The 20,668-nt window shown below is 59.9% G+C and carries 28 protein-coding genes; 18 read left to right on the top strand and 10 right to left on the bottom strand.

Annotated elements, in window-relative coordinates:
- Positions 1-10: 10 nt before the first annotated feature.
- The 6 genes from ACP15V_RS14575 to ACP15V_RS14550 form a co-directional block, all read right to left on the bottom strand.
- Complete coding sequence (locus ACP15V_RS14575) at positions 11-631, bottom strand: trimeric intracellular cation channel family protein (protein ID WP_424944451.1); 621 nt, start codon at positions 629-631, stop codon at positions 11-13.
- A gap of 27 nt (positions 632-658) precedes the next feature.
- On the bottom strand, positions 659-1,111 hold the full coding sequence (gene rnhA / locus ACP15V_RS14570) for a ribonuclease HI (protein ID WP_424944450.1): 453 nt from the start codon (positions 1,109-1,111) through the stop codon (positions 659-661).
- Between the two features lie 16 nt (positions 1,112-1,127).
- Positions 1,128-1,715, bottom strand: a complete 588-nt coding sequence (locus ACP15V_RS14565) for a class I SAM-dependent DNA methyltransferase (RefSeq protein ID WP_424944449.1) — start codon at positions 1,713-1,715, stop codon at positions 1,128-1,130.
- Complete coding sequence (locus ACP15V_RS14560) at positions 1,712-2,323, bottom strand: LysE family translocator (protein ID WP_424944448.1); 612 nt, start codon at positions 2,321-2,323, stop codon at positions 1,712-1,714. The genes ACP15V_RS14565 and ACP15V_RS14560 overlap by 4 nt, the downstream gene beginning before the upstream one ends.
- On the bottom strand, positions 2,320-3,285 hold the full coding sequence (ispH, locus tag ACP15V_RS14555; RefSeq protein ID WP_424944447.1) for a 4-hydroxy-3-methylbut-2-enyl diphosphate reductase: 966 nt from the start codon (positions 3,283-3,285) through the stop codon (positions 2,320-2,322). Before ispH ends, ACP15V_RS14560 begins: the two co-directional genes overlap by 4 nt.
- Before the next feature lie 153 nt (positions 3,286-3,438).
- Positions 3,439-3,999, bottom strand: a complete 561-nt coding sequence (locus ACP15V_RS14550; RefSeq protein WP_424944446.1) for an NYN domain-containing protein — start codon at positions 3,997-3,999, stop codon at positions 3,439-3,441.
- A gap of 98 nt (positions 4,000-4,097) precedes the next feature.
- Between ACP15V_RS14550 and folK the strand changes: the two genes are divergently transcribed.
- From folK to ACP15V_RS14475, 15 genes are all read left to right on the top strand, one after another.
- Positions 4,098-4,694, top strand: a complete 597-nt coding sequence (gene folK / locus ACP15V_RS14545) for a 2-amino-4-hydroxy-6-hydroxymethyldihydropteridine diphosphokinase (protein WP_424944445.1) — start codon at positions 4,098-4,100, stop codon at positions 4,692-4,694.
- Between the two features lie 112 nt (positions 4,695-4,806).
- The gene (gene rpoZ, locus ACP15V_RS14540; RefSeq protein ID WP_424944444.1) at positions 4,807-5,163 is read left to right on the top strand and encodes a DNA-directed RNA polymerase subunit omega; all 357 of its coding nucleotides are present in this window, start codon (positions 4,807-4,809) and stop codon (positions 5,161-5,163) included.
- 89 nt (positions 5,164-5,252) lie between these two features.
- A complete protein-coding gene (locus ACP15V_RS14535; RefSeq protein ID WP_424944576.1) occupies positions 5,253-7,352 on the top strand; it encodes a RelA/SpoT family protein in 2,100 nt (699 codons plus the stop codon).
- Positions 7,353-7,402: 50 nt separating this feature from the next.
- Positions 7,403-8,050 carry a DUF2062 domain-containing protein gene (locus ACP15V_RS14530; RefSeq protein ID WP_424944443.1) on the top strand — a complete coding sequence of 216 codons (648 nt, stop codon included), beginning with the start codon at positions 7,403-7,405 and terminating at the stop codon, positions 8,048-8,050.
- 32 nt (positions 8,051-8,082) lie between these two features.
- On the top strand, positions 8,083-8,850 hold the full coding sequence (locus tag ACP15V_RS14525) for a pyridoxine 5'-phosphate synthase (protein WP_424944442.1): 768 nt from the start codon (positions 8,083-8,085) through the stop codon (positions 8,848-8,850).
- The gene (locus tag ACP15V_RS14520; RefSeq protein WP_424944441.1) at positions 8,847-9,470 is read left to right on the top strand and encodes a LysE family translocator; all 624 of its coding nucleotides are present in this window, start codon (positions 8,847-8,849) and stop codon (positions 9,468-9,470) included. Before ACP15V_RS14525 ends, ACP15V_RS14520 begins: the two co-directional genes overlap by 4 nt.
- Positions 9,471-9,505: 35 nt before the next feature.
- A complete protein-coding gene (locus tag ACP15V_RS14515; RefSeq protein WP_424944440.1) occupies positions 9,506-9,847 on the top strand; it encodes a Dabb family protein in 342 nt (113 codons plus the stop codon).
- Positions 9,819-10,325, top strand: a complete 507-nt coding sequence (locus tag ACP15V_RS14510) for a hypothetical protein (protein WP_424944439.1) — start codon at positions 9,819-9,821, stop codon at positions 10,323-10,325. Before ACP15V_RS14515 ends, ACP15V_RS14510 begins: the two co-directional genes overlap by 29 nt.
- Complete coding sequence (acpS, locus tag ACP15V_RS14505; RefSeq protein WP_424944438.1) at positions 10,322-10,729, top strand: holo-ACP synthase; 408 nt, start codon at positions 10,322-10,324, stop codon at positions 10,727-10,729. The genes ACP15V_RS14510 and acpS overlap by 4 nt, the downstream gene beginning before the upstream one ends.
- Positions 10,730-10,799: 70 nt before the next feature.
- Positions 10,800-11,579: a signal peptidase I gene (lepB, locus tag ACP15V_RS14500; RefSeq protein WP_424944437.1), complete on the top strand. Its 780-nt coding sequence runs from the start codon at positions 10,800-10,802 to the stop codon at positions 11,577-11,579.
- Entirely contained in the window at positions 11,576-12,262 is a 687-nt protein-coding gene (gene rnc, locus ACP15V_RS14495; RefSeq protein ID WP_424944436.1) for a ribonuclease III, read from the top strand. Before lepB ends, rnc begins: the two co-directional genes overlap by 4 nt.
- Positions 12,259-13,164 (top strand): GTPase Era, encoded by a 906-nt coding sequence (gene era, locus ACP15V_RS14490; RefSeq protein WP_424944435.1) that lies wholly within the window; start codon positions 12,259-12,261, stop codon positions 13,162-13,164. The genes rnc and era overlap by 4 nt, the downstream gene beginning before the upstream one ends.
- Positions 13,161-13,493, top strand: coding sequence for a DUF1491 family protein (locus ACP15V_RS14485; protein ID WP_424944434.1), 333 nt, complete (start codon positions 13,161-13,163; stop codon positions 13,491-13,493). The genes era and ACP15V_RS14485 overlap by 4 nt, the downstream gene beginning before the upstream one ends.
- A gap of 177 nt (positions 13,494-13,670) precedes the next feature.
- Positions 13,671-14,417, top strand: coding sequence for a DNA repair protein RecO (gene recO, locus ACP15V_RS14480; RefSeq protein WP_424944433.1), 747 nt, complete (start codon positions 13,671-13,673; stop codon positions 14,415-14,417).
- A complete protein-coding gene (locus ACP15V_RS14475) occupies positions 14,404-15,069 on the top strand; it encodes a DNA-3-methyladenine glycosylase I (protein ID WP_424944432.1) in 666 nt (221 codons plus the stop codon). The genes recO and ACP15V_RS14475 overlap by 14 nt, the downstream gene beginning before the upstream one ends.
- 6 nt (positions 15,070-15,075) lie before the next feature.
- Here ACP15V_RS14475 and ACP15V_RS14470 read toward each other — a convergent pair whose 3' ends face one another.
- Positions 15,076-15,468 (bottom strand): META domain-containing protein, encoded by a 393-nt coding sequence (locus tag ACP15V_RS14470; RefSeq protein ID WP_424944431.1) that lies wholly within the window; start codon positions 15,466-15,468, stop codon positions 15,076-15,078.
- Positions 15,469-15,532: 64 nt separating this feature from the next.
- Entirely contained in the window at positions 15,533-16,093 is a 561-nt protein-coding gene (locus ACP15V_RS14465) for a TetR/AcrR family transcriptional regulator (protein WP_424944430.1), read from the bottom strand.
- Between the two features lie 119 nt (positions 16,094-16,212).
- Here ACP15V_RS14465 and ACP15V_RS14460 point away from each other — a divergent pair, with 119 nt between their 5' ends.
- A complete protein-coding gene (locus ACP15V_RS14460) occupies positions 16,213-16,551 on the top strand; it encodes a hypothetical protein (RefSeq protein ID WP_424944429.1) in 339 nt (112 codons plus the stop codon).
- A complete protein-coding gene (locus tag ACP15V_RS14455; protein ID WP_424944428.1) occupies positions 16,548-16,958 on the top strand; it encodes a DUF3995 domain-containing protein in 411 nt (136 codons plus the stop codon). Before ACP15V_RS14460 ends, ACP15V_RS14455 begins: the two co-directional genes overlap by 4 nt.
- 82 nt (positions 16,959-17,040) lie before the next feature.
- Here the strand turns inward: ACP15V_RS14455 and ACP15V_RS14450 are convergent, their stop codons facing one another.
- On the bottom strand, positions 17,041-18,690 hold the full coding sequence (locus ACP15V_RS14450) for an acyl-CoA dehydrogenase family protein (RefSeq protein WP_424944427.1): 1,650 nt from the start codon (positions 18,688-18,690) through the stop codon (positions 17,041-17,043).
- Positions 18,691-18,884: 194 nt separating this feature from the next.
- On the opposite strand from ACP15V_RS14450, the gene ACP15V_RS14445 reads away from it, so the two are divergent.
- Positions 18,885-19,655: a sulfite exporter TauE/SafE family protein gene (locus ACP15V_RS14445; RefSeq protein WP_424944426.1), complete on the top strand. Its 771-nt coding sequence runs from the start codon at positions 18,885-18,887 to the stop codon at positions 19,653-19,655.
- A 16-nt stretch (positions 19,656-19,671) separates the two neighbouring features.
- On the opposite strand, the gene ACP15V_RS14440 is transcribed toward ACP15V_RS14445, so the two are convergent.
- Positions 19,672-20,499, bottom strand: a complete 828-nt coding sequence (locus tag ACP15V_RS14440) for an alpha/beta fold hydrolase (RefSeq protein WP_424944425.1) — start codon at positions 20,497-20,499, stop codon at positions 19,672-19,674.
- Positions 20,500-20,668 lie beyond the last annotated feature (169 nt).

Genomic DNA, 20,668 nt, shown 5'->3' with positions numbered 1-20,668 from the left:
CACCTTGGCTTCACTGCTGCGGTGGACGGGCCCGATAGACAGGTAGGCGCCAGCCAAACGCCAATGACCCTGCGCGCAAGGCAAAGGTGATCAGGATACAGGTCAGAACCGGCGCGAGGGGGTGGGCAAGAAATGAAGCAGACAGGATTGCGGCCCCCGCGCCCGCAAAGGCGGCGGTGACGTACAGCTCGCCCTGTTTCAGAACCAATGGCACCTCGTTGCAGACCACGTCGCGCAACAGCCCCCCAAATGTGCCAGTGGCAACGCCCATGACCAGAATGATGGGTGCGGATTGCCCCAGCCCCATCGCAACATTTACCCCGGCAGCCACAGCAATGGCCAACGCGGCGGCATCCAACCACAACAATGTGCGATATCGGCTTTCCAGAAGATGCGCGGTGAAAAACACAAGGATTGCGCCCGCACAGGCGATCCCGAGGGAAAGCGGTTCTTCGACCCAAAAGACTGCGTCGCGATCCAGCAATAGATCACGCACCATGCCGCCGCCCACGGCCGTGAGGCAGGCCATGAACATAAACCCGATGATATCGAGCTGCGCGCGGCTGGCGACCAGCGCCCCGGACAAGGCAAAGACAAAGACCGAGAGGTAATCGAGGATTTGCGGCGTCATATGCGCAGCCCTTCTAAAAAGTGCAAATCAGGATTTGAAAGGTTCCATGCCGGCGCGGGCAAGTTCATCGGCGCGTTCGTTTTCCGGGTGGCCTGCATGGCCTTTGACCCATTCCCAGGTCACGTGATGGCGGGCCTGGGCGGCGTCCAGACGCTGCCATAGATCGACGTTTTTCACGGGCTTTTTCGACGCGGTTTTCCAGCCGTTTTTCTTCCAGCCGAAGATCCAGCCGGTCACGCCGTTTTTCACATAGGCGCTGTCGGTGACCACGGTGATCGCACAGGGTTTGCCCAGGGTCTCCAGGGCCATGATCGCCGCCATCAGCTCCATCTTGTTGTTGGTGGTCAGCGCCTCGCCGCCCTTCAGTTCGCGCTCCTTGATGACCTTGCCGCCTTCCATGGCTTGCAGCAGCGCACCCCAGCCCCCGGGGCCGGGATTTCCGGAACACGCCCCATCGGTATAGGCAAAAAACTCGGCCATCTTCTCTCCTTTCGCCTCAACGGTGCGCGTGCACCACAATCCAGTCAGACGACCAACCATCCAACCCGGTGCCCGTGCCCAGAATGTGGGTGATGGGATCAAAGCCCGCCGAGGTCAACAGGGCATCCAGCTCATCTTGTTGGTAATAGGTATAAAACCGCCCCAGACGGTCCCGCGCCTCACCTTCCCCGAGTTTCAAACCGATATGCAAAAGCGCATTCGGTTTGGCGGCGCGATGCAATTGGTCGAGCATGTCTGGCATGCCGTTTCGCGGCAGGTGCAGCAGGCTGAAATTGGCAAAGATGCCGTCATACGTCTCCGCCTTGTGAATGTCCTGAAACAGCCCCTGCCGCGCGGGCACACCCAGTTCCTGCGCGCGAGTCACCATGGCTTGGGATCCGTCAACGGCATCGACCTGCATCCCCTGATCCATCATGTGCCGCGCGCTCAGCCCCGGACCACAGCCCAGATCCAGCACATGGGCGCCTGCGGGCAGGGCGGCGATGAACTCTGTCAAGCCTGGTGTGGATTTTTGGGCGACACGCGCCTCGTATTGCGCGGCCTGCGCGTTATAGACATCCAGCGTCTGGCGGTCTGCTGTCATGCCTTTTCAAAGGCCAGTTTTGCGGCCAACCCGGCGAAGCTTGCGGCAAAGCCACGGCGGATCCACCCCATGACGCGGGCATTGCCCAGCACCAGGTCTCGGGCAGAGGCCGCAAAAACGCCATAGGCAATGAAGACGATGAATGTCAGCCCCATGAACGCCCCGCCCAGTGTCAGCATTTCTGACGTGGCACTGGCAGAGTTACCAGACAGGAATTGCGGCAGGAAAGCCATGAAAAACAGCGCGAGTTTCGGGTTGAGGATGTTGATCAGTGTGGCATTCAGCGCAATGCGGCCCAGGCCCTTGGGGCTTTGCTTTTCGTCGACGGTCAGCACGTCGTCATTTTGCAGGGTCTGCCAGGCGAGATACAGCAGAAAGGCCACGCCCGCGAACTTCACCACCTGAAACAACAGGGCAGAGGAATAAAGCACAGCCGCCAATCCGAACAACGCTGCCAGAAGCGACGGCACAATGCCGATTGTGCAGCCAACGGCCGCCGCCACCGCGGCCAGCCGCCCGCGGGTCAGTCCGGTGGCCAGCGTGAAGATCACCCCGGTGCCGGGGGCCATCACAACCAAAAGCGCTGTGGCGAGGAAGGCCCAGCTCATCCCGCCACCTTGTCGCGCAACACGCGGGGCACCTTGAATTCGATATTCTCCTGTGCGGTTTCGACCAGATCGACGGTCACATTGTATCGATCCCGAAACGCGTCGATCACCTCGTCGACCAGAACCTGTGGGGCAGAGGCCCCGGCGGTCAGGCCGACGGCCTTCACACCGTCCAAGGACCGCCAATCAATTTCTGAGGCCCGCTGCACCAGCATCGAATAGTCACAGCCATTGGCCTTGGCGACCTCGACCAACCGGCGGGAATTGGAGCTGTTGGGCGCGCCGATGACCAAAAGCGCATCGACCTTGGGGGCCACAGCCTTGACCGCGTGCTGGCGGTTGGTGGTGGCGTAACAGATGTCTTCTTTGTGGGGGCCTATGATGGCCGGGAAACGGTCCCGCAGGGCGGCAACGATCCCTGCGGTGTCATCCACCGACAGAGTGGTCTGGGTGATATAGGCCAGCCGCTCGGGGTCACGCGGTTGAAGCGTCGCGACGTCTTCGGCGGTTTCCACCAACAACACCTCGCCGTCGGGCAGTTGCCCCATGGTGCCGATGGTTTCCGGGTGGCCGGCATGGCCAATCATCACCATCTGCAATCCGTTTTCAAAATGGCGTTCGGCCTCGATATGCACCTTGCTGACCAGCGGGCAGGTGGCGTCCACATAGACCATCTCGCGCCGGTTCGCCTCTTCGGGCACGGATTTCGCAACCCCATGCGCCGAGAAGATCACCGGGCGATCATCGGGGCAGTCTTCCAGCTCTTCGACAAACACCGCACCCTTTTCGCGCAAGCCATCCACGACGAACTTGTTGTGCACAATCTCATGACGCACATAAATCGGTGCGCCCCATTTCTCGATCGCCATTTCGACGATCTTGATGGCGCGATCCACCCCGGCGCAAAACCCGTTGGGCGCTGCGAGATAAAGGGTGAGGTCTGGCTTGGTCTGTGTGGTCATGGGCGGGGCTTCTCCGGTCGAGCCTGAACATGGATACTAACGCGACCTGTTGTGCCGCAAAAGAGCCGTGCAGAAAAGGGGAATAACCCGGACGAAAAAAGCCGAGGCGCAAGCCCCGGCTTTTTGGATGAATTCAGTCGACCTGAGGTCAATTTACTCTTCGGTCGGCGCGTCGCGATCAAATTCGCGCGGGGGGCGACCGATGACGTCTTTCAACTCGTCCAGCTCGATGAAATTGTCGGCCTGGCGGCGCAGTTCATCGGCAATCATCGGCGGCTGGCTGCGGATGGTTGACACCACCGATACGCGCACGCCTTTGCGCTGCAGCGCGGCTACGAGCGGTTTGAAATCGCCATCGCCCGAAAACAGCACCGCATGGTCGATATGATCGGCCAATTCCAGCGCATCCACGGTCAGTTCGATGTCCATGTTGCCCTTCACCTTCCGACGACCCATGCTGTCGGTATATTCCTTGGCAGGCTTGGTCACCATCGAGAAGCCGTTGTAATGCAACCAATCTACCAGGGGGCGGATCGGCGAATACTCGTCATTTTCCAGAAGGGCAGTGTAGTAAAAAGCGCGCAGAAGCTTGCCGCGGCGCATGAATTCCTGACGGAGCAGTTTGTAGTCGATGTCAAACCCCAGTGACTTCGCTGCCGCATACAGGTTAGAGCCGTCGATGAACAGCGCGAGCCGTTCGTCACGATAAAACATTTAAAGTCCTTTCCAATTTCCCTTCGCCAACAATTCCGTGAGTGTTAATGAGTGTAGCTGTCAACGAAGTATGATGTGCAATCTAAGGTAAGAATCGGATGCCGCAAGCAGCACTTTTGGACAAGTATAGCATAAATCGGCTTGTTGCGCTTGGAAGTAACGCCAGCAGTGATCTGGTATTATCTCAAGGGTTGGTGCGAGATGCCATTTTGCAACTAGAAGGCGAGGGTTTGCGAATCAATGCAATCAGCCGATTCTATCGCACCCCGTGCTTCCCGGCGGGGGCTGGACCGGATTTCGTGAATGCGGCGATCGCGGTCCAAAGCGATCTCTCGGATCGGGCGCTTCTCGATCTGTTTCACGAGGTGGAGGCGAGATTTGGCCGCGAGCGCCCCTCGCGCTGGGCGCCGCGCACGCTGGATATTGATCTGGTTGCCAGCGGAGTAACCATCGCCCCGGATCGCCCCACCCTGACCCATTGGATGGACCTGCCATTGGACGACCAAAAGCGGGTGGCACCGGACCAGATGATCCTGCCCCATCCGCGCCTGCAGGACCGTGGCTTTGTGCTGATTCCCTTGCTGGATATTGCGCCGGACTGGCGCCATCCTGTGCTTGAACGCACGGTGCGCCAGATGTGTGATGCCTTGTCAGAGGCCGAGAAAACCGGGATTCAGCCGCTCTCGGACCTTTGAATACCTTGAGAATCTTGCAAAACCCGTTGTCGGGGATAAATTCGGCTTGTAAACTGGCAACCCGCCCCCTAAATAGGCGGTTCACATCCCCTTGCAAGGAATGGAGCTTACTATGGCCCGCGTGACGGTCGAAGATTGCGTTGATAAGGTCCCGAACCGGTTCGAACTGGTGATGCTTGCGGCACATCGTGCCCGCGAAATCTCGGCAGGTGCCGAAATCACCGTGGATCGTGACAACGACAAGAACCCGGTTGTGTCCCTGCGTGAAATCGCAGACGAGACCCAGACCGCGGACGAGCTGCGCGAGCGCATGATCGAAAGCCACCAGACCCAGATCGAGGTGGACGAACCGGAAGAAGACCAGATGGCGCTTCTGATGGGGGCCGAAGCCGCCGACAAGCCGGAAGACGACGACATGTCGGAAGAAAAGCTGTTGCGTGCGCTGATGGAAGCCCAGGGCCAGGGCTAAGTCCCGGCCCTTATCAGGTTCCTCAAAGATCGGGGTAGATATCGGTGGCGAGCTGGCGCGAAGAGCTTGAACATCTCGAACTCGACGGGCTGATCGAAAAGATCGCCACCTATAACCCCAAATCCAATTCCGACCTGATCCGCGCCGCGTTTGAGTTTGGCGCGCAGGAGCATTACGGCCAGTATCGCCATTCAGGTGATCCGTATTTCACCCACCCATTTGAGGTGGCGGAAATTCTGGCCGATATGCAGTTGGATGATGCCACCATCATCACCGCCTTTCTGCACGACACAATCGAAGACACCGGCGCCACTTATACCAATGTGGCTGAAAAGTTCGGCCGCGAGGTGGCAGAGCTGGTCGATGGCGTGACCAAGCTGACCAATCTGCAGCTGTCGAGTTCCGAAACCAAACAGGCGGAAAACTTCCGTAAACTGTTCATGGCCATGTCAAAGGACATGCGGGTCATTTTGGTGAAGCTCGCAGACCGTCTGCACAATATGCGCACGATCCGTGCGATGCGGCCGGAAAAGCAGGTGATCAAATCGCGCGAAACCATGGATATCTATGCGCCGCTGGCCGGTCGCATGGGGATGCAATGGATGCGCGAAGAGCTGGAGGACCTGGCCTTTCACGTGCTCAACCCGGAAGGGCGCAGTTCGATCATGCGGCGTTTCCTGCGCCTGCAGAAAGAAAGCGGCGATGTGATCGAAAAGATCACCGGCGATATCCGGCATGAGCTGGCCGTGGCCGGCATTCAGGCTGAAGCCTTTGGTCGGGCCAAGAAACCCTATTCGATCTGGCGCAAGATGCAGGAGAAGGATCAGGGGTTCTCGCGCCTGTCCGACATTTACGGATTCCGAATTATCACGTTGGACGAGGCGGATTGCTACCGGGTGCTTGGTGTGGTGCATCAGCGCTGGCGCGCGGTGCCGGGGCGGTTCAAGGATTACATCAGCCAGCCGAAATCCAACGGCTATCGCTCGATCCACACCACGGTGTCGGGGCGCGACGGCAAACGGGTTGAGGTGCAGATCCGCACCCAGCAGATGCACGAGGTGGCGGAAACCGGGGTGGCGGCGCATTGGTCCTATCGCGATGGCGAACGGGTGGAAAACCCCTTTGCGGTCGATCCGGCGAAATGGATTGCCTCGCTGACCGAACGGTTCGAAGCGGCGGATGACCATGACGAGTTTCTTGAGCATGTGAAGCTTGAGATGTATTCCGACCAAGTGTTCTGCTTTACCCCCAAAGGTGAGGTGGTCAAGCTTCCGCGTGGGGCGACACCGCTGGATTTTGCCTATGCGATTCACACCCGGATCGGGGATCGCTGCGTGGGCGCGAAGGTCGATGGCATTCGTGTGCCGCTGTGGACCCGGCTTAAAAACGGCCAGTCGGTCGAAATCATGACCGCCGAGGGCCAGGCCCCACAGGCGACCTGGATCGACATTGTGGTCACCGGCAAGGCCAAGGCCGCGATCCGCAAATCCCTGCGCAGTGAAGACCGCGAGCGATTTGTGAAACTGGGCCGGGAACTGGCGCGGGTGGCGTTTGAAAACGCAGGTCGCAAGGTCACCGACAGGGCGCTGATGACCGCGGCAAAACAGCTGCGCATTGAGGACGAGATCGAGCTTCTGGCCCGTCTTGGATCAGCTGAATTGCAGGCGCGGGACGTGATCCAGATCCTGTATCCCGAAGCGGCGGTTATGGAAGATGTCATCGATGGCGACGCCGCGGTGATCGGTCTGGCCCCGGGGCAGGTGATCAACCGTGCGCAATGTTGCCAACCCGTGCCGGGCGAACGCATTGTCGGCATCACCTATCGTGGCAAGGGCGTTTTGGTGCATTCCATCGATTGTGATGCACTGGGGGAAGTGGAAGATGACGGCAACCGCTGGGTCGATCTGCAATGGGCCACCGGCAACCACCCTCCGATCCACACGGTCAGTATGAAACTGACCATTTCCAATGATGCGGGTGTGCTGGGGCGGATTTGCACATTGATTGGCGAGCAAAAGGCCAATATCTCGGATCTGAGGTTTCTGGACCGCAAACCAGATTTTTACCGGTTGCTCATTGATGTGGATTTACGGGATCTTGAACATTTGCATGCCGTTATGCTGGTGCTTGAAGCGGATAGTGACGTGGCGTCGATCCGACGGTATCGCGATCTAGAGCGTAAACCCTGATAAGTGACCATGTAACCACCCTGATCCCGCCAGCCTGAAAGGGGCCCGCCTTGTTCAAAAGAAACCCACGTTCCTATCTGCGGATTGTGGCGGAGTTCTTTTACCCGCGGGGTGGGTGGTATCGGGCAGCACGGTATGTGATCCACCGCTTGCGTCGCCTGCCGGACCCGGCACACCGCATTTCACGCGGCATTGCCGCAGGGGTGTTCACAAGCTTCACCCCGTTTTTCGGCCTGCATTTCGTGACGGCAGCAACCCTTGCCTGGATCATGCGCGGCAATATCCTGGCCGCGCTTCTGGCGACGTTCTTTGGCAACCCGATCACCTTTCCGCTGATTGCCGAACTGTCGATCAACCTGGGCAGTGCGATGCTCGATTTGCCAGACACGGTGCATTTGCCCGAGGTGGCCCAGTCGTTCGGCGCGGCCTCCAGCGATCTGTGGTACAACCTGCGCGCCGCCTTTACCGACGACACCGCCGACTGGACCCGCATCCACAGCTTTTACCATCGGGTGTTCCGACCCTATCTGGTGGGATGTCTGATCCCCGGGGTGGCGACCGGTCTTGTTTGCTATTTCCTGTCCAACCCCCTGATCCACGCCTATCAGCGCCGCCGGATCAAGAAGCTGAAAGAGCGGTATGAAAAACGTTTGGCAGAACGGCTTTCCCGGGCTGGCGAGGACAGAGAAATCAGGTAACACTGTGCGCAACACCAAATTTGGAGCGCGACATGTCTGAGACCCCCAAAAATCTGCGTCACGATAAACTGCGACTGGGCGTGAATATCGACCATGTGGCCACCGTGCGCAATGCGCGTGGGTCGGCCTATCCTGATCCGGTCCGCGCTGCCCTGCTGGCACAAGAGGCCGGGGCGGATGGCATCACCGCCCACCTGCGCGAAGATCGCCGCCACATTAAGGATGACGATATCGGCGGGTTGATGGAGGCCCTGTCGATCCCGCTGAACTTCGAAATGGCGGCAACCGATGAGATGCAGGAAATTGCGCTGAAATATCAGCCCCATGCCGTGTGCATCGTGCCGGAAAAACGCGAAGAGCTGACCACCGAAGGTGGGCTGGAGGTGGCCGCGCAGGACAATCGTCTGGCGGAGTATATTGCGCCGTTGCGCGATGCAGGCTCTCGTGTCTCGCTGTTTATTGGTGCCGACGAGGCGCAGATCCGCGCGGCTGCCCGCATCGGGGCGCCGGTGGTGGAGCTGCATACCGGCGCCTATTGTGATTACCATTACGAAGGTCGGCTGGCTGAGCGTGATGCAGAGCTTGCGCGCCTGCGCGAGGGCGCAGAGCTGGCGCATTCGCTGGGGCTTGAGGTGCATATGGGCCACGGGTTGACCTATGACACCGTCGCGCCAATCGCTGAAATGCCCGAGGTGATGGAGCTCAATATCGGGCATTTCCTGATCGGCGAGGCCATCTTCCGCGGCCTGCCAGACGCCATGGCCGAGATGCGCCGCCTGATGGATGAGGCACGGGCGTGACCGGGATCGAGCTGCTTTTGATCTGGGTCGGCTGGGTCCTGGCCGGTGGGTCCCCCGGACCTGCCACCTTGGGTATTGCAGGAACCGCCATGAGAGAAGGGCGCGGGCAGGCGCTTGCCTTTGCCACGGGGATCCTGACGGGCGGTGCCTTTTGGGGAATTGCTGCTGCGCTGGGGATGGGGGCCTTGATGCTCACCCATGTCTGGATCTTCTCGCTCGTCAAATATCTCGGCGCTGCCTACCTGATTTATCTCGCCATCAAGTCACTGCGATCAGCGTTGTCTGACAAGATCACCGATGGGGGGGCCGTGGTGGGCGGCACGCGTCTTTCGGCTTTCAGGAAGGGGGCCTTGATCCATTTGACCAACCCGAAGGCGATCCTGTCCTGGGGGGCAGTCTTTTCGATCATCCTTCCCCCAACCGCCACGATCACACAGATTTTTGGCATGTTCTTTTTTCTCTATAGCGGGGGCATATTGGTCTTTATTGGTTATGCCTTTCTGTTTTCGACGCCCGCAGCGGTGCGTGTCTATCAAGCGTCGCGGCGGTGGTTTGAGCTTGGCTTCGCGGCGCTTTTCGGCGCGGCCGGTGTGAAGATCCTGACGGTTCAACCGTCATGACGGGGATCCGTGGGATGGGTTTGTGAGGTGTTGATATGATCTCTCACGTTGTGGCGTTGGCGCTGGCCCCGGATGCTGATCGGGCGACATTGGCTCAGGTGATGCAGGGATTGGCGGATCTGGTGGGGCGCGTGGAGGGTTTCCTGTCGTTCACTTACGGCCCGAATATTGATCTGGAGCGGAAATCGCCGGACCATCCCTATGGCTTCGTGGCCTGCTTTGCCAACCAAGCGGCCTTGCAGCGCTACGCGGATCACCCGGAACACCAGGGACTTGGTCAACAACTGGTATCGCTTTGTGATGGCGGGGCTGAGGGCATATTGGTGTTTGATATTGAGGATGGCAAAGATGTTGGGAATGAAAATGAAATCCGGTGACCTGTCGCTGCCCGCGCTGATCGGGCCTGCCATTTTCCTTTCTCTCGGACTTCTTGCCGCCCAGCCGTCCTACGCCCAATCCGTCTCGGACTGCGACTGGCGGGCTGCGTCGATCAACCTGGTTGAACCATGGGACGAGACCAGCCGCACCTTTGCCAATGGAGACGTACGCATTGCCCTTTTGGACACGGTCGAACCGGCCGCTGCGGCCTATCATCTTCTCATCCTGTCGCCCCCGTATGACGAGGTGGGCGGGCGCCAGTGCCGGGTGATCAGCGCCGAGGACACTCTGGGTTTTATGGGGGTTACCTTTGACCAGATCGAGGCAGAGTATGATCCCGAGCACGGGCTGGTCTTTCGCCTGCCCGTGGCGCGCTACAATGCAGATACGTCAGAAGGCGATTGGTTGGATCTTCTGTTTGTCGTCAACCAGGCCAGCGGTCAGGTGGTGGCGGATGTGGTGGAGCCCGCGCAATGATCCTTGGCATAGGCACCGATCTGGCAAATATCGAACGCATTCAGGGCACGCTGGAGCGGTTCGGCGACCGGTTTCGCAACCGGGTGTTCACCGACCGCGAGTTGGCCAAGGCCGCGCGGCGAAAGGACGAGGCGGGGACTCTGGCGAAACGATGGGCCGCCAAGGAAGCGTGCTCCAAGGCGCTGGGCACCGGCCTTGCCATGGGGATCAGCTGGCGCGATATGGCGGTGTCGAACCTGCGCAGCGGTCAGCCTGTGATGGAGGTGACCGGATGGGCGCGGGAGCGGCTCGATGAAATGACGCCCGCAGGTCACACGGCCACCATCCACGTCACGCTGACAGATGACCACCCCTGGGCGCAGGCCTTTGTGGTGATCGAAGCCCGCCCGGATCCGCAGACGTAACCCCCGTCAAACTTGACTCTTTCCCCAGACCCGCCCATATCGCGGGGAACGCAGTTACAGGCAGGACCTCATGGCCGAGAAAAAAGAAGAAGGCATCTTCGACACGCTCAAGACGATCTTTTGGGCGCTGATCATTGCAGGCGTGTTCCGCACGCTGTTTTTCCAACCGTTCTGGATCCCGACCGGGTCGATGAAAGACACGCTGCTGATTGGCGATTTCCTGTTCGTGAACAAGATGGCCTATGGCTATTCGAAATATTCCTGCCCGTTTGGGATCTGCCCAATTTCCGGCCGGATCCTTGCATCAGAACCTGAACGTGGCGACGTGGTGGTGTTCCGCCATCCGACCCTTGGCACCGATTACGTGAAGCGCCTGATAGGCCTGCCGGGGGACAAGATCCAGATCAAGAACGGTGTGCTGTTCATCAATGATCAAGAGGCCAAGCAACGCCCCGATGGCACGTTTGAAGAGATCAAAGCGCCGCAGGGCCGTTTTGGCACTGTTCCGCTCTGCGCCAATCGCCCGGTGGGCCTTGGCGGCACGTGTGAAAAGCAGAAGCTGATTGAAACCCTGCCAAACGGGGTAGATCATTCGATCCTGGACGTGGCCCAGGGCCGTCTGGACAACACCAATGTGTTCACCGTACCGGAGGGGCATTTCTTCTTCATGGGCGACAACCGCGACAACTCCACCGACAGCCGGGTCAGCCAGAACGCGCGCGGTGTGGGCATGGTGCCGTTTGAATACCTCCTGGGCCGCGCGGACCGGATCATGTTCTCGGCAGCGGGGAAGCGGCTGGTTTATTTCTGGACCTGGCGGTCGGATCGTTTCTTTAAGGCCATCGAGTGAAGCTGTCGGCGGATCTCCAGGCTTTCGAGGGCCGTATCGGGCATAGTTTCAAGGACCCGGAGCTGTTGATCCGTGCGCTGACGCATGGGTCGCTCTCGTCCTCGACCCGACCTGACAACCAGCGGCTGGAGTTTCTGGGCGACCGGGTGCTGGGGCTTGTCATGGCTGAACGGCTGTTGGAAGATGACCCCAAGGCCGCCGAAGGCGTGCTGGCGCCGCGCTACAATGCCCTTGTGCGCAAAGAGGCCTGTGCCGATGTGGCGCGCGAGGTGGGCCTTGGCGAGGTTCTGAAACTGGGCCGGTCCGAGCAGAAAACCGGCGGGCGGCGCAAACAGGCGTTGCTTGGCGACGCGATGGAGGCGGTGATTGCCGCGGTCTATCGTGATGCGGGTTTTGACGTGGCGCGCGACATGGTGCTGCGTCTTTGGGGCGACCGGATCGGCAAGGTCGAGGCCGATGCCCGCGACCCGAAAACCTCGCTTCAGGAATGGGCGCAGGCGCGCAAGCTTGCCCCGCCGACATACGTGGAAATCGCCCGCGACGGCCCAGACCATGCGCCGGAATTCACCATCGAGGCGCGGTTGGACAATGGCAAAAGCGCGCAAGCGCGGGCCAATTCGAAACGGCAGGCCGAACAGGCCGCTGCAAAAGCGCTGCTGACGGCGTTGGAGACCACAAAATGACCAAAGCCGGATTTGTCGCCCTGATCGGTGAACCCAATGCCGGGAAATCGACGCTGACCAACCAGATGGTGGGGGCAAAAGTGTCGATCGTGACCCATAAGGTGCAAACCACCCGCGCGCGCATTCGGGGCGTGGCCATTGAGGGTGAGGCGCAGATCGTTTTTGTTGACACGCCCGGCCTGTTCCGCCCGCGCCGCCGTTTGGACCGCGCGATGGTGGCCGCCGCCTGGGGTGGGGCCGCAGACGCCGACATCGTTGTGCTTCTGGTCGAGGCGCACCGGGGCGTGACCGACGGGGTCGAGAAGATCCTGGAAGGCTTGGCCGAGATTGCCCAGGGCCGCACCGTGGCGCTGGCGATCAACAAGATCGACAAGGTGAAATCCGAGGTCCTGCTGGCCTTGGCCAAGGATCTGAACGACCGCTATGATTTTGCCGAAACCTTCATGATCTCGGCCGAAAAGGGTCACGGCGTGAAAGCGTTGCGGGAATGGTTGGCGGGGGAGTTGCCCGACGGGCCGTGGCTATACCCCGAAGACCAGATTGCCGATCTGCCGATGCGGATGATTGCCGCCGAAATGACCCGCGAAAAACTGACCCTGCGCCTGCATCAGGAACTGCCCTATCAGATGACGGTGGAAACCGAGAGCTGGGAAGAGCGCAAAGATGGCTCTGCCCGCGTGGATCAGGTGATCTACGTGATGCGTGACGGGCATAAGGGCATTGTGCTGGGCAATAAAGGCGAGACGATCAAGGCCGTGGGCAAGGCGGCGCGACTGGAGCTTGAGGAGTTCATGGGCCGCAAGGTGCACCTGTTTTTGCAGGTGAAAGTGCGCCCGAACTGGCTTGAGGAAAAAGAGCGCTATTCCGAGATGGGGCTTGATTTCAAGGACGGCAACAAGTGACACGCCTGACCGCGGATGTCTGGGTATCTGCCTATCTGACGCGGTTGCGGCTGGCGGATATCCCGGCATTTGTCACCCGCAAGGGCGACCTGACCGCCGGGGCGGTTCTGGTTAAGATGAACACGCTGGACGGTCAGGCGGCGGTCTATCAACGCAGTTTTGATCTGATGACGGGCGACCGTGCATGGGTGGTGTTGTCGGACGGCGCGGAGCGTGACGTGGATGCGACGCTGGAGCGTCAGAAGAGCTTCGACCCGGATCTTTGGGTGATCGAGGTGGAAGATAAAGCCGGGCGGCATTTGCTGGACGAACCGGGGTTGGCGGACTGACCGCGCGCTTTTCAAATGAGCTTCGCCCATGTTTTGCGCCCGGACGTCCTGCCCCTGCGGGGCCATCCTGTCCGGTCGCGGGGCCCTCGCGGTGCTCGGGTAGGGATATTTCCGGACCAAAGATGGCAGGGTTGTTTTCAGATTTGAACTGGATCATGGTTTTCTGCGGGAGGCCCTATGGATTGGCGAGACGAAGGCGCGCTTTTATCTGTGCGCAAACATGGCGAAAGCTCGGTGATTGCCGAGATCTTCACCGCCAAACATGGGCGTCATGCCGGGGTGATCCGCGGGGGCGTGAGCCGCAAGATGACACCAATCCTGCAACCGGGCGCGCAATTGGACGTGACGTGGCGGGCGCGGCTGGAGGACCATATTGGCAGTTTCACGGTCGAGCCAATCCGGGCGCGTGCCCTGATCATGACGGATCGCGCAGCTCTGACCGGGCTGAATGCGATCACTGCGCTTTTGGGGTATGCGCTGCCTGAGCGTGAACCTCATCCGGATCTGTACCAACGGACCCAGGCCATGCTGGATCTGTTGGGCACCAACCCCGTCTGGCCGGTGGCCTATCTGAGGTGGGAATTGGCCCTGCTGGAAGAGTTGGGGTTTGGGTTGGACCTGTCGCGATGTGCGGTCACCGGGGTGACCGAGGGTCTGTGTTACGTGTCACCCAAATCAGGTCGTGCCGTGTCAGAAGCCGGGGCAGGGGACTGGGCAGACCGGTTGCTGCCTTTGCCTGCTGACTTGCTTGGGAGGGGACAGGGACGGCTGCAAGATGTGATCAATGGGTTGCAGACCACCGGGTATTTCCTGACCCATCGGTTGGCGCATGCGATGGGTGATAAGCCCTTGCCCGAGGCGCGGGCGCGGCTTTTGGATCGGTTGAAACGGGATCTGGAAAGGGAAGGCGATGCTCAGCTTTGAACAGATCAAGACGCGGGCGATTGACCGCAAAGGGGCTGAGGCGTTTGAAGCCGCGATGCCAGTTGCGCCTGAATATCTTCTGGAAGATCAAAGCGATGACCGTATCTTATCGGCTTTTGCACGGGGGGTGTTTCAGGCTGGGTTCAGCTGGAAGGTAATCGAAGCAAAATGGCCGGGTTTTGAAGAGGCGTTTCACGGGTTTGACATTGGTCGGAATGCGCTGATGTCAGACGACGATCTGGACCGGTTGCTGGCGGACAAAGGCATTGTGCGAAACGCGCAGAAAATCCTGTCGGTGCGAGACAATGCGGTTTTTCTGTCTGATCTCGCCCGCGCGCATGGCAGCGCGGCACAGGCGCTTGCAGCCTGGCCGGAGGATGACGTGGTGGGGCTATACGCGTTGCTTAAAGCGCGCGGCGCACGGTTGGGTGGGATGACCGGCCCTTATGCGCTGCGCCGACTTGGGTTTGACGGGTTCATCTTATCAAAATCCGTGGTGGCGGCGCTGAATATGGCCGGGGTGATCGACGGGGCAGCCACATCGAAAACGGCGCAGGCGGCGGCGCAGGACGCCTTCAATACATGGCGGGCGGAAAGCGGTGAAAGCTTTGCCCGGATCAGTCGCACGCTTGCCCTCGCTGTGCCGGATTAAACCCGGCTACGGCGTGGCGACAAACACCATCTCGCGCCCGTCTTCATTGCTAAGAAGGAGCGTGTCACCGGCCACTTCTGCAAGGGTCATTTGTGTGAGCGCCCTGAAGAACTCGGTTTCGGCCTGCAGGTCTGAACAGGCCATCTTCGTGGCTGCGATCGTTTCCACCTTGAACCACGGATAGGGCACGGTCTGACGGGCGCTGTAGCTGTTGCAGGGGGCTTGCCCGGTCACCTGCCCCTGTTCCGGCAGGCGCAAGGTGGCGCGCGCCGGGGCAGGTTGCCCATCCAGTTCCTGCCAGACCCATGTGGTTTCCTTTGGCGCATATCCAGACAGGGTTTCATCTTTGCAGGCAGAGAGCGCCAGGAGAGACAGGGTGAGGATGCAAATTGATTTCATATGCTGTGCCTATCAGTTTGCCGGAAAAGACCAAGGGGCTGGCGATCACATTTCTGAAATTGCCTCAGGCATCACGTAGGGCCAGAAGGGCCGCAAGCAGGGTGCTCATCGCGCCGTGATTGTCCATCTGATCCGTGGCGGAAAGGGTGCCCAGGCCGATATAGGCACCATAGATGATCCGCGCGAAATCGGGGTTGGTCAGCTCCAGTTCGGTCAGAACCTGTTCCAAATAGGACAGGCGTTTTTGATCCACGCGTGCAACGGCCTTGGCCACGTCGGGATGGTCAAGCGCCCAGGCCCGGATTGCAGGTTCGGCACCGTCGCCGCCATGGGTCGAGTCATTCGCCGTGGCAATTTCACCTAGCTTGTAAAGGCGCCGCACCGGATCGGGTTCGGACGCCAACCCGTCGGTCACGGCATCCACGGCGCGATGTTCCCACAGTGCCAGCATCTGAGCGTGGAAGTCTGACAGGTCTTTGAAATGCCAGTAAAAAGACCCTTTGGTGGTGCCCAGATCGCGGGCCAGGGCTTCGGCTTTCAAGGCCTTGGAGCCCTTGTGCGCCAAGGCGCGAAACCCTGCCATGATCCAGTCTTCGCTGCTTAGTCGTGCCCGTTTTTCTGCCATCTTCCTCACCATACGCTAGCGTATTGACAAGCTACTCCTCCTGAATAACGTACGCAAGCGTATGGATTCGTATTTTGAGGGTTGAAATGAGATATCCAATGATTTTGGCGGCGGGTCTGATGGCGGTGACCACCGGGGTCCATGTTTTCGCAGGGGGACCGGAAATCCACGTTCCAATCCAGGCCAGCGACCTGTCCGCAGAATTGCGCGCCATTTCGGCCGTCCTCTGGCATGCGGTGACCATTGTTCTGGTCGTGTTCACTCTGTCATTGATCTGGATGGCAAGGCACCCAAACCGGGAACTTGCGGCGCTTCTTGCGGCCATCCAGCTCGGGTTTGCCGGATTGTTCGTGTTTTATGGGCTGTCCCAGCTTGGAACGCTATGGGTGATGCCACAATGGGTCATCTTCCTTTTGATCCCCGCTGTGATGCTGATTGGAATGCGGGGGCGAGCATGACCGTGGCGCTGTTGATCCTGCTGGCTGGAGCGGCAGCCATTCATCTGGTCTGGGCCGCGGGACTGAACTGGCCGATCCGGGATGAGGCGCAGCTGGCAAAAGCAGTTGTGGGCGCGCAGGGTATCACAAAAATGCCGCCCCGCTGGGCCAGTGCGCTGGTGGCGTTGGCTTTGGGATTGGCCATGGTGCTCATTGCCGCGCAGGCGGGGTGGTTGGGTCTGCCATTGGGACCCAAGCTTATGCAGATCGCGATCTTTTTGATGGTTGCCGTTTTTGCTCTGCGTGGGCTGGCGGGCTATTTGCCGGTCTGGCGTCAACGGATGGAGCCGCGATTTGATCGCTTGAATGCGCGGTTTTATAGCCCGTTGTGTCTACTTATCGCCACCCTGACGGTTTTGCAGATATAAGAAAAGGACGCGATCTTGCGCCCTTTCCTCTTGCTTCAAATACCTCGGGGTGAGGCCGTCAGGCCGAGGGGCAGCGCCCCTGTTACCCAAGCAGACGGCGGGCGATCACCTGCGCCTGAATTTCGGCAGCCCCTTCAAAAATGTTCAGGATGCGGGCGTCACACAGCACGCGGCTGATTTGATATTCGAGCGCGAACCCGTTGCCGCCGTGGATCTGCAAAGCGTTGTCGGCACAGGCCCAGGCAATGCGGGCGCCCAGCAGTTTCGCCATGCCCGCTTCCAGGTCACAACGCTGATCGTGGTCTTTTTCCCAGGCCGAGAAATAGGTCAGCTGACGCGCCACCATGATTTCCACCGCCATCATCGCGAGCTTGTTGGCCACGCGCGGGAAGTTGATCAGCGATTTGCCAAACTGCTTGCGGTCCTCGGCATATTGCATGCCGATTTCCAGCGCGTTCTGCGCCACGCCAATGGCGCGGGCGGCGGTCTGGATCCGGGCCGCTTCAAAGGTCTTCATCAGCTGTTTGAAGCCCTGACCTTCCACGCCGCCCAGCAGGTTTTCACCCTTCACCTTGAACCCGTCAAAGCCCAGCTCAAATTCCTTCATGCCACGATAGCCCAGCACCTCAATCTCGCCGCCGGTCATGCCTTCGGTCGGGAACGGGTTCTCGTCGTCCCCCGGGGTTTTTTCGGCCAGGAACATCGACAGGCCGCGGTGGTCTTTGCTGTCGGGATCGGTGCGCGCCAGCAGCGTCATCACATGAGTGCGCGCGGCATGGGTGATCCAGGTCTTGTTGCCGGTCACCTCGTAATCGCCCTCGGCGTTTTTCACCGCGCGGGTGCGCAGGCTGCCCAGATCCGACCCAGTGTTCGGTTCGGTGAAGACGGCGGTCGGCAGGATTTCAGCCGACGAAATTTTCGGCAGCCAGTGTTCCTTCTGCGCATCCGTGCCGCCCGCCAGAATCAGCTCTGCGGCAATTTCCGACCGGGTGCCCAGCGAGCCGACACCAATGTAACCGCGCGACAGCTCTTCCGACACCACCACCATCGAGGCTTTCGACAGGCCCAGCCCGCCGTATTCTTCGGGGATGGTCAGGCCAAAGACCCCCATTTCCGCCAGTTCTTCGAGGATTTCCAGCGGGATATAATCGTCTTTCAGGTGCCAGTCATGGGCGTTGGGGGCGACCCGTTCGTCGGCATAACGGCGGAACTGTTCGCGGATCATTTCCAGCTCTTCGTCCAACCCGGTGGCGCCAAAGGTGGCGTGGCCTGCATTGTCGCGCATCAGGTCAACCAGACGGTTGCGGGCCGTCTGATTATTGCCCTGTGCCACCAACGTATTGATCGCGTCCGTGTCCAGCGCAGCACCGTCGACGCCCATATCCGACAGACGGGCCATTTCGTTCTGGCTCATCATCATCCCGCCCTTGATCTGGGCCAGATATTCGCCAAAGGCGATCTGCAGGATCAGGGTTTCCATTTCACCAAACTGGCCGGCCTCGTTCAGGCGGGTGGCCCAGGCGTTCATCTGGCGCAGGCTTTCGGAATAGGTGGCGAGCCAGGACAGGGCGTGGGCGGCGGCCTGATGCTCTTCCAGCTTGCTGCCCGAGATACGGTCGCCATCGGTCACCATCGCGCGGACGGAGGATTTAGCGGCTTCAAACACCGTTTCAACCGGGGCCACGGCCGCTCCGGTCAGGTCAAGGATATTGTCGATCAGGGCGCTCATCATACTGTCTCCTGTCTGGGTGGGGCGGATTCGCACGCCCCCAAAAAGCTCTCTCCAACCGGATAGCCACTTTGCAGGTGCAGCGCAATAAAAATGCGCATGCAGCATAAAATTCGCACATATATGACGTGACGAGATGGCGCATGCAGCGGGGGCATGACTGGTGTATGAGAGGGGCAGCGGCAATCTTGGAGCACATGATGGGTATTTTGGCAGAGCTGTCACCTTGGGTGTTGTCACTGGCCATTGGCGTGACTTTGGCGGCCGGGTTTGTGAAAGGCGCGGTCGGGTTTGCCATGCCGCTGATCATGATCTCCGGGCTGGCCACGGTGATGCCCGCCGAAACGGCGCTGGCTGCGCTGATCCTGCCCACGGTGATGACAAATGTGCAGCAGAGCCTGCGGCAAGGCGGCAGGGCGGCCTGGGAAACCATCGGCAAATACAAGGTGTTCCTTGTGGCTTTGCTGATCATGATCAGCCTTTCCGCCCAACTGGTCACAGTGCTGCCGCAAAGCTGGCTGTTCATCGCCATTGGTGTCCCGATTGTCCTGTTTTGCTTGATGCAATTGCGCGGTTGGTCGCCGAACCTAAAGCCAGAACACCGGCTGCGGGATGAAGGGATTGTGGGCGCTATTGCCGGTTTTATCGGTGGTCTGTCCGGCGTTTGGGGGCCGCCCACCGTGGCGTATCTGACTGCGATCCACACGCCCAAGGCGGAACAGATGCGGGTGCAGGGGGTGATCTATGGGATCGGGGCGCTGGCGCTGGTGGCGGCGCATATGAAGTCGGGTGTATTCAACGCTCACACAGCCCCTTTGTCCGCACTGATGCTGGTGCCTGCAGGTATTGGAATGGTGATTGGCGGGCGGTTTCACGACGCCATGCCGCAGAAGACCTTCAAGCGCGTGACCCTGGTGATCCTGACCGTGGCCGGGTTGAACCTGATCCGCAAAGGGCTGCTGGGTTAATCTCGTCAGGCCAGTGTCAGGCCCCAATCAGATCCGGCCACATTGCTGCGTTGCGGCGTGAAAACGCGCTGATGTGCCCCACCTTGTCCAACCCGTATTGGGCGGGGGTCAGCAGCACGTGTTCATGTGGGCAATGGGGATAGCGTTTGGCCAGCCGCGCGGCCACGTCGGGCGGCACGGAGACATCGTCGCTCACACCCACCGTGCGCAGAGCACATTGTGGCGGCGAGGGCGAGAGGGGGGGAAGGCTGTTGTCGGACGCATCGAAGCCCGGTGTGGTGCACCAGCGCTTCCATTGCCGAAAGACCGGGCCGGGAATGTCGCTGCCAAGGCCAGAAAGCTTGCCGGGGACGTATCCAAAGACCGCCATAGAGGCCGGCCCGACCCCGAACCACAAGCTGCGCACCAAGGCCTGGTAGGGCCAGGGGTGATCACATGTGTGCACCGGGCCTGAACAGATGGCGATGATCCGGGAAATCTCACCCGTTCGGTCCTGATGTGAAATCATCAAGCCCCCCAGCGAGTGACCAATCACCCAAATTGGCACTCCATTGGCCCTGGCAGATACCCAATCGCGCGCGGCCTGTTGATCGGCAATGCCCCAATCGGCCATCGTGGCTTTCACCTCACGTATCGGGCCACGGGCCGAAGCGCCAAAATCACGATAATCATAGGTCAGGCAGCTGACATTTTGGTCTTCGGCCAACCATCTCGCGAAATGATGATAATACCCATGCGGCACGCCGGTGGCCCCGTTCAGCACGGCAACCGCGCGTGGGGTGTGGGCGATGTGCCACTGGCCTCGTAACGGCGCCGGGCCACCAATCAAAACATCTTTCATCATGGGAAAACCAAACTGCGTCGGCAGGCTGATGGTAAATACTGACCGCGCGTCATGCGGTGCCACGTCACCTTGTGGGAGGTCGCAACAACCTGATCATTTGATCAGTATGGATAACCGGTCTGGATTGACATGAGTTTTGTGTCAGAATGAGACTGCGGACAGGAACAGT

Source organism: Aliiroseovarius crassostreae (assembly GCF_049803815.1).
GTDB lineage: Bacteria > Pseudomonadota > Alphaproteobacteria > Rhodobacterales > Rhodobacteraceae > Aliiroseovarius > Aliiroseovarius crassostreae_A.
This window is presented reverse-complemented; position numbering and strand designations above follow the sequence as displayed.